Origin of the sequence: Olivibacter jilunii (assembly GCF_900607235.1) — a bacterium.
GTDB lineage: Bacteria > Bacteroidota > Bacteroidia > Sphingobacteriales > Sphingobacteriaceae > Olivibacter > Olivibacter oleidegradans.
In genome coordinates, this window is sequence record NZ_LR027849.1 from 78,150 (window position 1) to 92,342 (window position 14,193).

Here is a 14,193-nt window from a genome sequence, read left to right on the forward strand (position 1 = left end):
TATGAGAATACAGTTTACCCTTATTAGTATGTTTTTCCTGGCTTGTTTTAACTTGAGCGCGCAGGAATCTATCATCGAGGATGTCAATTATGCACAGCTAGAGCGCTTCATTGAATTGGCGAAGGAACATTACCCGCGGAAAAAAATGTTCGAAGCGGCGGAAGAAAAGGCAAAAGCAGGCGTTCCCGCTGCGAAAGTTTCCTATCTGGATATACTAAATGCCTCATATTTCTACCGGCCGGAGGGTAAAAGTGCCATTGACGTAGTCAATCCGTATATAATCAATGGATTTCAATTCGGCGCGACACTGAATGTTGGAAATTTTTTACAAAAGCCTCATGAAGTTAAACAAGCGAAAGCAGACTACAAATTAGCGCAATACGAATCGAAAGAATATGACATCTTGTTGAGCAATGAGGTCAAAAAAAGGTATTACGATTATATCCTTCAGCAGCGCAAACTCAAGATCAAAACACAGGCAGAACAAGATGCGAATAGCCTGATGGAAGATCTCCGATTTAAGTTTGAAAAAGCCGAAATCACCCATGATGTATATAGCGAGGCACGCGCTGCTTTAACGACTGCAGAAACGGATAAAGTGGAAGCAGAAGCTGATTTCTTAAAGTCGCGGGATGCACTGGAGGATATCATCGGTATGAAGCTAACAGAAATTAACTAAGAGTGAGCGTAAAGAACGGATAAGCTATGGATATTAAAGCCCTATTGAAGCACTACGGTAGGTATAAATGGTTGATTATCTCTGTACCCCTATTGTGTGTGGTGGTTACTTATTTCTTAGTGAAAGATCTGCCTCAGAAATATATTTCACAGGCGCAGGTAGCTACGGGCTTAACTGATGAATCGCAGCGAACCGCTGACAGTCAGAACCTCGACTATTTCAGAGTGACCACACAATTTGGCAATATCATGGAAACGATGCGCAACCGTACCGTTTTGAGTATACTGACCAACAGTCTGATGTTACATGATCTGCAAAATCCGGTGACGGCTTTTCAACCTTGGAGTGATTTGTTGCAGAAACTTTCACCGCAAGAGCGGGAAAAGGCTGCCTCATTCGTCCGTCAGAAGCTAATAGCACGTGAGCCCATTACCTTAAACGACAATAAAGCAGCAGGTATACCTTTGCTGGATATTGCCAAATCAATGGCTTATGACGAAAAAGGGCTGTTGAAAAATCTGAACATTCAACGCCTCGGAGAAAGTGATTTTATCAATATTGAATTTACTTCTACCAATCCTGACCTCTCGGCTTATGTGGTAAACACGCTGGCGCAGGAATTTTTGACTTATTACACAAATACTACTTTTACCAATCAACGTAACTCGCTGACCTTGCTGGATTCGCTCTTGAAGGATAAAGAACGGGTAATGACCGAAAAAAATGCGGAACTGAAAAATTATAAGATAGGCAGTGGGGTATTAAATTTGGACAAACAATCTGATGTCATTTATACCCAGATATCGCAAATAGAGGCCAAAAGGGCCGAAACAATCAGTCAGATCCAGTCATTGAAGGGAGCCTTAAAGGCGATCAATACGAAATTGGCGGCCGGTGGGGAAGCTTCTACAGGCGGTACTTCCCTTGAGGAGAATAACCAGATTATTGATCTTGAAAATCAATTGAAAATTGCCAATCAGCAATATATTAAGAATAATTTCAGGGCAGAGGATAAACGGCAGATTGACTCTTTGTCTGCATTGAGACGGCTCAAAGTTGCCGCTGCTGCTGACAAGTATATAACGAGTCCATCTGCTGTAAGAAAAGAATTGAATGATCAGCGACTCAAACTGGAAACTGATCTGGCACTTGCGCAGAATAGTATGTCGTCCATAGAAGCCGAATTGGCTACCCTGCGTGGCCGCTACAGTTCATTGGTGCCGACGGATGCGGGCGTGCAGAATTTAGAGCGAGATGCTGATGTGGCCACAAAAGAGTATATGGATGCCTTGACACGCTATAATCAGACCAGCGTCGAAAAGAATACTACCGCCAAATTACATCTGGCGCAACCTGGCTTACCGGGAACGCCGGAACCATCGAAAGGTTTTATTTATGTGGGCCTCGCTGGTTTTGCCGGTCTCTCCTTGTGTTTAGCCATACTCACAATAGCTTTCGTATTGGATAAAACGATCCGTACGCCACGGGATTGGAAATCCGCAACAGGGATCAACGTGGTGGGAAGTTTAAATTTTATTCAGGAAAAGAATAAGGATCTTCGGGATATTTGGGAGGATAATGCTATTGTTGGTAACTATAGTATTTATAAGGATCTTTTGCGTTCCTTGCGTTTTGAGGTAGACCGCGAGCTGCTAACAGTTGAGGGCAACGTCCTTGGTGTGACGAGCTTGTATCGCGGAAGTGGTAAAACGTTCTTGAGTTCCAGCTTGGCCTATGCCTTCGCTATGACTGGCCGGAAGGTTTTGCTGATTTCAGAACACTCACCAAATTTAGCCAGCATGATCCGTAATGATCAGGAGCAGCCCATGCAAGGGTTTGAATCATTTCTGGTAAAGAAGGAAATTAAGGTAGAGGATCTGATTACTATTTTGAACCGAACCCCAGGGAGTAAATCCCTATTGGAAATGAAGGATGCGAACAGCTTAATAGCAGGATTCTCTTATCTGAAAGACAAGTTTGACCTGATTATTATTGATATGGATAGCCTACAGGACATGAACCGCGTGAAAGAATGGATGATGTTTGTGAGCAAATTCCTGTTGGTATTTGATGCGGGAACAAAATTAGATGATCATAGTTTAGAACTACTGGAACAGGTTAGGAAGGAGCCTGGTTTTTTAGGAGCCGTGTTAAATAAAGTGGTGCTAAATCAACCTGTATAGGAGGTTTACAAAATACCGATAGGGTTCAAATATATGGAAATGGTAATCCCTTATAGCCGCAAAGTAATTGTCGCATGTGTCTCGTCTGCACTGATCATATCGGTGATGACACCAAGAATAGGGCTCGCGCTTCCTGTATTGGCTTCGGTTTTTTGCTTTGGATTGATATATACGATTTTCTTATTTAAGGATCCTGCTGTTGGACTTTATACGACCTTGGCATTTTGCTTTCTCATGCCCATGTTAGGGCGTGAGCTAAACGGCGTGCCCTTCGGTATTGGGGTGGAAGTATTACTGATCGGCACGTGGATAGCAGTTTTGTTTAATCATCACCTGTATGATTGGTCTGTTCTTCGGGTAGATTTGGTGGCATGGACCGCTGGCTGGTTTATTATCTCTGTCTTAGAGGTATTCAATCCGGCCGGCGCAAGTGTGATGGGCTGGATACAGGAAATCCGTAATTCCGCATTGCACGCCATGTTATTAATCCCTTTAGCTCTTTTAATTCTTCAGCAGAAGAAAGTGTCTTCAGTGAATTGCATACTTTGGATTTGTCTTGCTGTATCTGTATTGGCGGCAGTAAATGGTTATAGACAATTAAAGATCCTCACGCCGGGCGAGCAAATTTTTTTGCAGGAGATGGCTTCAACGCATTTGATATGGGGAAAACTACGTGTATTTTCCTTTTATACGGATGCTGGCCAGTTCGGCGCCTCTCAGGCACATATTTTATTGGTAGCAGTGCTCTTAGCTCTCGGCCCGTTTAAATGGTGGGTGAGAGGATTGTGCCTGGTTGGCGCTGTAAGCTTGTTGGTTGGCATGATGATATCCGGAACAAGAGGTGCCTTTTTCGTGCTTTTTTTTGGCGCTTTCTTTTCGCTGATTCTCTTTAAGAATTTTAAAGCGTTATTGTTGGGAGGACTGGCGATGATGCTATTGGTAGGATTTCTGAAGTTTACTACTATAGGAAACGGGAACTACGAGATAGCGCGTCTAAGAACCGCGCTGGACCCGCAAGACGCCTCATTAAATTTACGCTTTATAAACCAGCGGAAGCTTGCAGATTATTTGAAGACGAGACCTTTTGGCGGAGGGTTGGGCGTGATTGGCGTTTGGGGACATGAATATAATAGTGATAAATACCTGTCAACGATTGAGCCGGATAGTTATTGGGTAAAGGTATGGGCCATGTATGGTATTGTTGGCTTCACAATTTGGTTTTGCATGATGATGTACTTGTTTGGCAAATGTGGCGGTATCATTTGGAAAATTCGCAATCCAAAACTCAAAATCAAGCTGGTTGCACTGACCGCCGGAGCCTTTGGGGTCTTTATTGCCAGTTATGGTAATGAGGTCATTAACAGAGTGCCTTCCTCACTTGTGGTGTATGTGTCGCTCGCCTTAATATACCTCGGACCAGCATTTGATCGGCAGGTGAATCGAATGAATTCTTTATCTAATCCTAGCTGATATGCCTTTTGAACTGTTTTTATTGCCAGGTATTGTATGTTTGATTTTTGGTTTCTATAAAGGAATGAAGTTTTACAAGGATAATGATTGATTGTTGCAAGAGATAAATGTATGCTGAAAGGGCAATGTATAATTGTGGTTGGTCAACAACCTTGGGACATCGATATAGGCAGTAATTGCAAGGATATAGCACTTGAATTCAGTAAAGATAATCGGGTGCTTTATGTAAATGCACCACTGGATCGGATCACAGCCATCAGGCGGGCGGGAGAGCAAGAAGTCATCAGAAGAAAGCGAGTTATCCGGCATCAGGAAGAGGGCTTGTTGAAGGTAAATGATCGTTTGTTTGTACTGTATCCCGATTGTCTGGTTGAATCCGTAAATTGGTTGAAACCCTATTTTCTATTCGATTTCTTTAACCGGTTCAATAATAAAAAATTTGCGAAAGTAATCGCTCATGCCATAAGACTCTTGGATTTTACCGACTTTATCTTGTTCAATGACAATGAAATTATTAAATGTTTTTATCTGCAAGAGTTGCTGAAACCAAAGTTAAGTGTTTACTATTCACGTGACTATATTTTGGGTACACCCTACTGGCGCCGCCAAGGTCTGATTGCTGAGCCCAAAATGCTTGAAAAGGTTGATCTGTGTGTGGCTAACTCGGCTTACCTGAAGAAATATTGTAAACAATACAATCCGCATAGCTATGATGTGGGGCAGGGATGCTGGTTGCCTGAGCCCGCACAGGAATATGTCACTCCGGCTGATATGATAACGATACCCAGGCCTATCATCGGTTATGTGGGTTCACTGCAGAGCAGTAGGCTGGATATGGAACTTTTGCTGAAAATAGTTGCGAGCAAACCGTACTGGCAGTTGGTATTAGTTGGGCCTGAAGATGAACAATTTAAAAGCTCTCGTTTACACGTTTGCGCAAACGTTCATTTTTTAGGTAGCAAGTATCAGCAGGAGCTGCCAGCTTATGTGAACGCTTTCGATGTCTGTATTAATCCGCAATTGGTGAATCCACTCACGATTGGAAATTATCCGCGTAAAATAGATGAGTATTTAGCACTTGGCAAGAAGGTCGTAGCGATGTCAACGGATGCCATGCTGCTGTTTAAAGAATATGTTTACCTAGCCAATAACCAAGATGAGTACATCGAAAAGATAACAGAAGCCCTGTCAGAATCTTTTAACTTAGAACGTGTAAAAGCGCGCATGGACTTTGCCGCTTCTCACACTTGGTCGAATTCGGTTTCGTCCATTTACAGAGCCATGCAGCAGCGATTAAGCGAATTAGTAAGGAAAAATAAAAAAGAATGATTGCCTTAAAAATCATATGGTGGTTGGTACAATGCGTTATATTATTTAACTTATTGATGCCCATTATTTTTTATTGTTTCTATAAGTTGATTTCCCGCAAGATGCCTCCACCGGTACCTGCTACAGAAGCGGACTATGCTATTATTGTAACCGCCTATGAAGATGTTTCAATGCTCCCCGCCGTTGTTCAGTCATTACTGGCGCTCGATTATCAGCGGTATACAATATACGTAGTTGCTGATAAGTGTGATACTTCTTCGTTACAATTTGATTCGGATCAGGTGGTGTTACTCCAGCCGGAAGTGGTGCTGGCCGGAAATGTGCGATCTCATTTTTATGCAATAGAACGATTTCAACGATCACATGATCGATTGACGATTATTGATAGCGATAATCTAGTACACAAAGATTATTTAAAAGCCTTGGACGAGTACTTTGCATTGGGATTTGATAGTGTACAAGGCGTACGTATGCCTAAAAATACGAATACCATGTATGCTTCTTTGGATGCAGCGCGCGATCTATATTATCATTTTTATGATGGAAAGGTTTTGTTTTCGTTGGGATCTTCGGCTACACTGGCAGGTTCCGGAATGGCTTTTAAGGTGGATCTTTATCGGGAGATATTCTGTAATAGTGGGGTGCAGGGCGCTGGATTTGATAAGGTCTTGCAATATGGTATTGTACGCAAGAATCTCCGTATCGCTTTCGCTGACAAGGCGATCGTGTGGGATGAGAAAACAGCCAGGACCGATCAGCTAGTGAAACAGCGAGCCCGTTGGATAAACACTTGGTTCAAATATGCAGGCTACAGTTGGAAATTAATCTTTTTTTCTTTTTCAAATGCAAGCATCAATCAGTTTCTTTTCGGCTTGGTTTTAATGAGGCCGCCTTTATTTATTTTCCTCGGGCTGGGCTCTTTGTGTTTTGTGGTAAACATGCTGACACAAAATTGGTGGATTGCCTGCTCGTTTGTGCTCGGATTTCTTTTGTTTGTGAGTGCTTTTCTGTTGGCATTGAAAGAAGGGAATGCGAACAGAAGAATATATAAAGCCTTGAAAGGAGTGCCTAATTTTATATTCTATCAGCTGAAAGCGCTATTATTGGCCAGAAGGGCAAACAAGGTTTCGGTGGCAACGAAACACGATTATCATCAACAACAGGAGTAACGGTGAAATTAGCTTCTGTTTTTTTTGAGGCGCTTGAAATGGATGTCATAATTGAACTTTATTTGCCTGAAAAGATCGCGCCCCCACTTTAGGAGAAAAAAGTTACTGTAACGCAGTTTATTTCGAATCATGGTGCTGGGTTCGTCGCTGGTATTCACCTGCTTAAAAAGGGCCCGATAGTCACGATGAAATAACACTTCACCTTTGTTTTGTATAACACTCAAACACATATTGTATTCTGTCACATCACCTTTTATTCCTTCTTTGTATCGCCCGAATTTCTCAAAGAAGTTGCTGCGCCGTAGATGGGGGTGGTCACTGTACATATGTAGCTTGTTGTATTTGATGCCGAAACTTTTAAATAGTAATTTAGAAAAGTGTTCGTCATAAGGGCGGCTGTAAGGAAAAGGTATATACGAATAGAACCTGACGAGATCAATTTTTTGATCTCTTTCCATGTGATGCAGTGCCATACCCAGCCTTTCTATAAACAAAGGCATAGGTATAAAGTCTTCCTGCACATAAAGCGTATAGAGCTTGCTTACGACGTCCTGTCCCTTATTCAAGTTATTTCCAAGTCCACGGTTTCGCTCTGACGTGACGCACCGAAAGTTAAATTGCTCCTGCAATTGACGGATGTATTCTATGTGCTCCGGTCTGCTGCCATCGTCCGAAACAATGATTTCTCCAAAAGTGCAGTTCAGGTTTGAAAATGCGTTTAACAAATTGTGTAGTGACCTGCTGCGGTTGTAGTGTGTAATTAATAAGGAAACAGATGGGAATTGATTCATAACCTAAAGTGCAAAATTAGTCATTCTTCGAGGTCTTCGTGTCGTGTGGTTCTTGTTTGCGTAGTAGGCTGGTGAAACGTTTGGTTTCCTTGGCAATTCTTAATTTCATAGCTTGCCAGAGACTGCCATCTTGTTTCAAGGTGCGCGGTTTCGTCCATACCCGCGCCCGTGTCCGTTTAAGTTGTTTCACTGTTCCGTAGTGCATTAGATCAAAACAAAGACGCCCATCTTCGCCTCGGATCTTTTGCATTACGTAGCCTATTTTTTTGCCGTATTCCGTAACATACCCAAAACTCATACCATAGGCGTTGAGGTGGGGTCGATGGAGGTGCCTGAAAGAAGCGATGATGTCTTTTAGACCTTCGTATAAATAGAGTTTCCATCGTGGATAGCCCTCTTCCGGAATAAATGAATAACGACCGTATACAGCAACGACCTCACGCTGCTCCAATAGCTCAACCATGTCATCAACCCACTTCCTGGGATATAGCACATCGGCATCCGCTGATAGAAGGTATTTTCCCCGCGCGTGATCTAGTCCCATCTGCCTTCCAGGCCCCCATCCCTGAATGGGTTGAAAATAATGTTTTACATGTAAAGCTGCCAACGTATCGCGGGTCCGATCGGTTGAGTTGTTGTCTACTACGATGATCTCCAGCGGAATGTTGGTCTCGAAGTCGGCCATGCTGGCGATGGTTTTCACCACATTCGTTTCCTCATTCCAGGCAGTAATGACAATGCTAACGAGGGGAGGTGCAGCCTGTAGCCTATCTAGCTTTTTATTGATACCGTCAAAAAAAGCAGCGGGAATCTCTTCAAATTTAGTGAAGGGAAAATCGTACTGTTTGATCCATTTAGGTGTATTTAAAGCAGGCATATGGCATGTGATTTTTTAGGTGTTTTTCATCGTCTTTTTTAATGCTCGGAAAATTTCTTGCGCACCCATTTGATAGGCCTTCTGAAGCCTGAAAGGCGCGTAATGTTTATTAACAGCCTTCAAGGACAGGAAGATCGCAACTAATACCGGAAGTGTATTGGCGAAAACGATTACATAAATATTCTGAAAAACGTACAGTCCAATGCCACCAACGGATAGATTCATGCAAAGCATAATGAGTATTTTTCTGAAATTAATTTCCGGTTTGTGAATAGCATCCAGCATCACAGCTAAAAAGCGGTCTGCCGGATAAAACAAAGCAAAGAGTACAAACAAACGAAAAATATTACCGGCCGTATGGCCGGTTGGATTGTGATAGTATTGACTGCCTCCGATAATTCCCATCGCTAAGTCCGCAAAAAGCAATGCAAACAACAGTGCTGGGATTATTGATAGGGTGATGGTGCCAATATATTTTTGCGTTGTTCGCACTACTTCATGCTTGAGGCCCTGATTGTAGTACTTAGAGAGCATTGGCATGGCTGTTGCAACAAAACTACGTAGCGGGATTTCAACAATTTCCATCAAACGGGTTCCGAGATTATAAATAGCGAGATGTGAAGGTCCTAGTATGAAATTTATGAGGGTAGCATTGGTGACATTGAATAAGTTCGCACTTATAATGGTACCTACTGTATACCGACCAAAATTAAATAATTCGGATATCGCTTTTTTTGTGCTGAATTTTATATAGTGTATTCCTGTCCACCCTTTTATAAGGCAACGCAGACTGGTGCAGACGCTTGCGAATATATTAATGTACATCAAATGCTGCAAGTCATTGCGTTTAAGAAGAATAAGGGCGACAAAGCTTATGATAAGCAAACTTATCTGTATCAAGCGAATAGACAACAGCCGATCAAAGCGTAGCTGGGCCTGAGCAAGGCACATGGCAATAATCATTGGTAAGGATGCAACAAAATTGAAAGAGAAGTAGCTTATAAAGTTACGCAAGCTCGCATCTTTGATGTAATGGATAAAAAGTAGCGATATCAGGTCGATGACAATCGCAGATGAGGTAATACCGCCAAGTATAATCCAGGTAGAGCCGACGAGTTGCCGTTGCCGTTTGAAAGTGGCTCCGGCATAAAATTTAACAAAGGCCGTGCTCAAAAAGCCCTGACGAAACATGTCAAAAAAAGCAAGTGTGGTCTGAAAAAAGAACCAGATACCGATCTCCTCGATTTCCATAAAGCGGTAGAGTACAGCAGAAAATAGGAATGTCAGTACGGACATGCTACCTGTGCCCAGTAAAGACAATAGATGAATATTTTTAAATAATTTTCCTGTTTTCATTTATACAAAACACGCACTGGTTACTTGATTTTCGCTTACTTGCTATTTAACCAATACAAAGGTCGGTTTTTCATTTACATTTAGCTCAATCCGATTATTTTTTATCCGTTGATCTATTCGCTTCCCACGGGTTTTTCCCACTATGGGTTCAATAATCGTCGCATGTCTTGCGCGGGACTTAATTTTCAATCGGTAATTGTTTTGCTGATAACCAGTTGATGTGCCAGACCAAAGTACATAGACTAGCTCATTCTTCGACAAGTGTTTGAATTTATAAATTAAAATCGTGGGATGCGTTGATCTTTCTTCTCCGGCAAACACCATATTCGTTAAAACATTTTTCATGGTATAAACATAATACCAAGATGTCTTCGGTTCCCAGACGCCTTTTTCACTAACTAGTCCGCTGGAAGAAAACTGTATGGGATCATTTGGATTTACATCGCGCAACATGTACAATTGGGCTCTGTCTACACCTGCGGCTGCAAAGGCAAGGTAGGCTCGCAAAATCCATCGTGCCTGCACTTCTCTGATGTCTGACTTGCCGATAGCAGGGGGGCTTAGAACGGACCCCGGATGGGTATCCCAACCGAATTCGGAAATCCATACCTCCAAATTTGGCAAGTGTTCATTCCGGTAAGCAACCAGCGCGGCGGCTTGTTCTTTGAATTTGGCCTGCTCAGGACTAATGGCCGGCCCACCTCCTTGCCAGTCTTTCCCGTTTTTCCACGCATAGGTGTGTACGTTAATAACATCTGCCGCAAACTTTTTGTCGCGCCGATTTTGCTTGAACCATTGATTCATTTGATCAATGTATTCCAAATTGATGCTGCTCAAGCCGCCCATGACCAATTTGATTGTTGGATCTGCATTTTTTACACCAAAGCTCGGTTTACCTGTCTTATAATGTACCATGCTCTGTTCATGGCCGTCGTAATCTGCGCTGAGCATGGCAGCAAATTCGTCGGGCTTGAATGCCGATTTAGCGCCTTCCCAAAAGCGATCAGGCTCATTCCAATCTTCCAGATACTGTATATGACCAAGTCCGGAGACCATTGGCTGATCTGCAGCAAAACGCTGTTCTTGGTTCGGAATAGGATGACTGCCGTAACGGCCGGCAAATTGGAAAAGATAGCTGGCCCTTGCTTCATAAGAACTCGGCTGATCTGCGGCAGCATTCGGCTGATCTGTCGGTTTGATGTTTGTTGGAAACCAAGACGCACTGTCCAGCCAGGGAACCGAGCTTTGAATACAAGGCGAAACTTGCAGACCAATCTGTCTTAACTGTCCATAAAATTGGTCGAAATTCCAACCAGGATATCCAGGGGCTACCTTTATCTGACGATATGGATGACCTTGGTAACCGGTACTCCCATTTCCTTCATCCCACACCCATGAGTGATATTCACGAATGAAACCCAGCGCAAGCATGTCTTCCGGGGGATCATCTACGAACGCGTTTACCCCCATAAATCTGTCTACGGTTATGGACGGGATCAAGGCGGTCGTATCCTGAAAAACAACTTTTGTTTGACTTTGATGATGTCCATCGCAGCGAATAGCTGCTAATAGGTGCATCGAAATTGCCAAAAACCTCAATGGTAAGTAAAACAGTTTGATCACCATATTAAGAATGTATGCATGCACGTCTTCGTTTCTGTGATAAATGTAACATATTGCTGCGTAAAAACGGTTCTTTTTGTGTGTAAAAAATCTAGTTTTGAGTATGGTATGTATATATTTGTGTAATAATTTTAACAAGATCGCTAGCCTCTAGGAAAGTTTGCTTATGATTAGAAATATAACGCTATGCCAACTCATTGCAATTATGGTGCTGCTGTTCTTTACGAAGTGTACCGTTGATTGGGGCGAATGGTCTCCGGCAGGCGAACCGGTGGCTGTGAAAAATATGTTGGGCATCAATGCCTTCGAATGGGATTTTCTGCAGGATCCGAATGTACCTCATAAAATCGATAGTATTCAGGAGAGACAAATGCATTTGATCAAATCGTTTAGTTCTGTCAGACATTACCTCGATTGGGATAAGTTAGAGCATGCGGAGGGAAGCTTTACATTTAATCCCACCTACAGTGGCGGCTGGAATCTGGATTTGGTGTACGAGCGTTGCAAGCAAGATAGTCTTACTACACTGGTATGCATCAAGAATGTTCCGGATTGGCTTTTTAATACCTATCCGGAAGGTGAGCGTGACCCGGAGAACATTCCCGCACCCTATAGCAGCGATTTGGAAGACGCTTCTTCCTATCACTTGATGGGACGTGTAGCCTTCCAGTTTGCTGCCAGATATGGATCAAACAAAGATCTCGACAGTAGTTTGGTGCGCGTTGATAAAAGGCCACGCTGGAAGGACGACTCGGTGAATAGGGTAAAGATTGGTTTAAACTTGGTGAAGTACATAGAGTGTAATAATGAGCCTAATAAATGGTGGAAAGGGAAAAAAGCACAACAAAATGGTCGTCAATACGCGGCTAATATGTCAGCTTTTTACGATGGACACAAAGGAAAATTGGGGAAGGATGTTGGGGTTAAAAATGCAGATCCGAACATGGTGGTTGTTATGGGTGGTTTGGCAAAAGGTGATATCAATTTTGTGAAAGATATGGTTGCTTGGTGCGTTGAAAACAGAGGTTACAAAACGGATGGTTCAGTAGATCTGTGTTTCGATGTACTGAACTATCACATTTATTCGAATGATAATCTTTCTTGGTTCTCCAAAGTGTATAAAAGCAAGAGGCGGGGTATTGCGCCGGAGCGGAGCGATATGGGCGACGTCGCTGATGAATGGGTAGCGTATGGTAAAAACCTCAAACCAGGTTTGCCGGTTTGGGTGAGCGAAACAGGTTATGACTTGCGGCAAACGAGTACACAGCGCGCCATTCCAATTGGCAATAAAGATGTACTGCAAACCCAAGCAGATTGGCTGCTTAGAACAGCGCTACTATATGCCAAACATGCTGTACAAAAAGTATTCTTTTATCAGCTGTTTGATTTCGATGCAGAAGGGCAAAACTCGGGTACGCCGTATGGTAGGTGTGGTCTTGTTAACAGAGACAGCAGACGTCCTGCAGCCAACTATTTCATACAGGTAAATCGGCTGATGGGTAACTATCGGTTCATCACAAGCCTAAGTAAAGACCCGGTGGTGGATCAATACAGCTATCAAGGAAACGATATATACGTGGCCTTCGTTCCTGATGAAGAGAATAGAAAGGAACGGTATACGCTGTCCTTGCCGGGTGCTAAGCAGGTAGTACTATATGAACCTGATCGCTCCGGAACAACCATGCGAAAAAAAGCAAAAAAATTGGTGGGGGAAACGCTGGAATTAGAAGTGGGCGAAACACCGTTGTTTATACAGCCAGTCAAATAATTTGGTAAAAAAGGTGATATGGGACTCGTTTCAATCATTTCCGTCAACTATAAGCAGCCCGTCGTTACCGCCGCATTTTTGGAGTCTATCGTCGCGTTGGCGCCTCAAATTGAATTGGAAGTAATTATCGTGGACAATGGAAGTGAGCAAGACCAAGAAGATTATTTTAAAAAGATTTTACCAAGTCTGACTTATCTGCGTGTGGAAAAAAACATAGGTTTCGCCGGCGGAAATAATATCGGAATACAGGCCTCAAGCGGCGATTACCTGTTGTTTTTAAATAATGATACAGAGATTACTGCCGGGATGATCGAGGCGCTTTTAGCAGTATTGGAAACCAAACAGGACGTGGGTATTGTATCTCCTTTGCTTTTGTATTATGACGATAAAAAGCTTATACAGTATGCCGGTTATACAGAAATGAATTATTTGACGGGACGGAATCAACAAATAGCATTTCAAGAAGTAAACCAAGGTCAATATGCATCGACAAGTCGGGAAACAGCCTATTGCCATGGAGCTGCCATGATGGTACGGCGAAAGGATGTGAACCGGATAGGACTGATGGACGAATCTTACTTTCTCTATTATGAAGAGCTGGACTGGTGTGAGAAATTTAGGAAAAGTGGGTTGCGTTGCTGGTTTCATGGTCAGGCGGTCATTTACCATAAAGAATCGATTTCGGTTGGTAAAGCAAGTGCCTTAAAGACATATTTTATGGCGCGCAACAGAATGCTCTTTATTCGTAAAAATTGCTCATGGCCATTCGTGCTGTTTTTTTCTCTTTTTTTTGTGTTTGTATCTTCTACAAAACAAGCCTTGGTTTTTTTAAGAAAAGGGCGAGCGGATCTGATCAAATGGCATTACAAAGGGATATGGTGGAATCTTACCCATGGCACAAAAAGCAAACGGCTTGGGTTTCAAACGTAGATGATTTGTCTGCAGCAA

Annotated in this window: 11 protein-coding genes; 7 read left to right on the plus strand and 4 right to left on the minus strand. The window is 42.8% G+C overall.

The window, feature by feature from the left end; all coding sequences use genetic code 11:
- The first annotated feature begins 1 nt into the window (after position 1).
- The 5 genes from E0E36_RS06400 (at position 2) to E0E36_RS06420 (ending at position 6,830) form a co-directional block, all read left to right on the plus strand.
- Positions 2-679 (plus strand): TolC family protein, encoded by a 678-nt coding sequence (locus tag E0E36_RS06400; RefSeq protein ID WP_130855232.1) that lies wholly within the window; start codon positions 2-4, stop codon positions 677-679.
- Positions 680-705: 26 nt separating this feature from the next.
- Positions 706-2,862: an exopolysaccharide transport family protein gene (locus tag E0E36_RS06405; RefSeq protein ID WP_130855233.1), complete on the plus strand. Its 2,157-nt coding sequence runs from the start codon at positions 706-708 to the stop codon at positions 2,860-2,862.
- A 33-nt stretch (positions 2,863-2,895) separates the two neighbouring features.
- Positions 2,896-4,332 (plus strand): O-antigen ligase family protein, encoded by a 1,437-nt coding sequence (locus E0E36_RS06410; protein WP_130855234.1) that lies wholly within the window; start codon positions 2,896-2,898, stop codon positions 4,330-4,332.
- 111 nt (positions 4,333-4,443) lie between these two features.
- On the plus strand, positions 4,444-5,661 hold the full coding sequence (locus E0E36_RS06415) for a glycosyltransferase (RefSeq protein ID WP_130855235.1): 1,218 nt from the start codon (positions 4,444-4,446) through the stop codon (positions 5,659-5,661).
- Positions 5,658-6,830, plus strand: a complete 1,173-nt coding sequence (locus E0E36_RS06420; RefSeq protein WP_130855236.1) for a glycosyltransferase — start codon at positions 5,658-5,660, stop codon at positions 6,828-6,830. The genes E0E36_RS06415 and E0E36_RS06420 overlap by 4 nt, the downstream gene beginning before the upstream one ends.
- Positions 6,831-6,838: 8 nt before the next feature.
- Here the strand turns inward: E0E36_RS06420 and E0E36_RS06425 are convergent, their stop codons facing one another.
- Genes E0E36_RS06425 through E0E36_RS06440 form a run of 4 tightly spaced genes read right to left on the minus strand, consistent with a single transcriptional unit; the run spans position 6,839 to position 11,480 of the window.
- Positions 6,839-7,621: a glycosyltransferase family 2 protein gene (locus E0E36_RS06425; protein WP_130855237.1), complete on the minus strand. Its 783-nt coding sequence runs from the start codon at positions 7,619-7,621 to the stop codon at positions 6,839-6,841.
- Positions 7,622-7,637: 16 nt separating this feature from the next.
- Positions 7,638-8,498, minus strand: coding sequence for a glycosyltransferase family 2 protein (locus tag E0E36_RS06430; protein ID WP_130855238.1), 861 nt, complete (start codon positions 8,496-8,498; stop codon positions 7,638-7,640).
- Between the two features lie 15 nt (positions 8,499-8,513).
- Positions 8,514-9,854 (minus strand): lipopolysaccharide biosynthesis protein, encoded by a 1,341-nt coding sequence (locus tag E0E36_RS06435; protein ID WP_130855239.1) that lies wholly within the window; start codon positions 9,852-9,854, stop codon positions 8,514-8,516.
- 42 nt (positions 9,855-9,896) lie between these two features.
- Positions 9,897-11,480, minus strand: a complete 1,584-nt coding sequence (locus tag E0E36_RS06440; protein ID WP_130855240.1) for a hypothetical protein — start codon at positions 11,478-11,480, stop codon at positions 9,897-9,899.
- Between the two features lie 163 nt (positions 11,481-11,643).
- Here E0E36_RS06440 and E0E36_RS06445 point away from each other — a divergent pair, with 163 nt between their 5' ends.
- Both E0E36_RS06445 and E0E36_RS06450 read left to right on the plus strand, forming a co-directional pair.
- Complete coding sequence (locus E0E36_RS06445) at positions 11,644-13,245, plus strand: hypothetical protein (protein WP_130855241.1); 1,602 nt, start codon at positions 11,644-11,646, stop codon at positions 13,243-13,245.
- Between the two features lie 18 nt (positions 13,246-13,263).
- Positions 13,264-14,175, plus strand: coding sequence for a glycosyltransferase family 2 protein (locus E0E36_RS06450; RefSeq protein WP_130855242.1), 912 nt, complete (start codon positions 13,264-13,266; stop codon positions 14,173-14,175).
- Positions 14,176-14,193: the final 18 nt, after the last annotated feature.

Coding starts and splice junctions, on each gene's coding strand:
- E0E36_RS06400 (WP_130855232.1), top strand. CDS start 2: ATGAGAATACAGTTTACCCTTATTAGTATGTTTTTCCTGGCTTGTTTT.
- E0E36_RS06405 (WP_130855233.1), top strand. CDS start 706: ATGGATATTAAAGCCCTATTGAAGCACTACGGTAGGTATAAATGGTTG.
- E0E36_RS06410 (WP_130855234.1), top strand. CDS start 2,896: ATGGAAATGGTAATCCCTTATAGCCGCAAAGTAATTGTCGCATGTGTC.
- E0E36_RS06415 (WP_130855235.1), top strand. CDS start 4,444: ATGCTGAAAGGGCAATGTATAATTGTGGTTGGTCAACAACCTTGGGAC.
- E0E36_RS06420 (WP_130855236.1), top strand. CDS start 5,658: ATGATTGCCTTAAAAATCATATGGTGGTTGGTACAATGCGTTATATTA.
- E0E36_RS06425 (WP_130855237.1), bottom strand. CDS start 7,621: ATGAATCAATTCCCATCTGTTTCCTTATTAATTACACACTACAACCGC.
- E0E36_RS06430 (WP_130855238.1), bottom strand. CDS start 8,498: ATGCCTGCTTTAAATACACCTAAATGGATCAAACAGTACGATTTTCCC.
- E0E36_RS06435 (WP_130855239.1), bottom strand. CDS start 9,854: ATGAAAACAGGAAAATTATTTAAAAATATTCATCTATTGTCTTTACTG.
- E0E36_RS06440 (WP_130855240.1), bottom strand. CDS start 11,480: ATGGTGATCAAACTGTTTTACTTACCATTGAGGTTTTTGGCAATTTCG.
- E0E36_RS06445 (WP_130855241.1), top strand. CDS start 11,644: ATGATTAGAAATATAACGCTATGCCAACTCATTGCAATTATGGTGCTG.
- E0E36_RS06450 (WP_130855242.1), top strand. CDS start 13,264: ATGGGACTCGTTTCAATCATTTCCGTCAACTATAAGCAGCCCGTCGTT.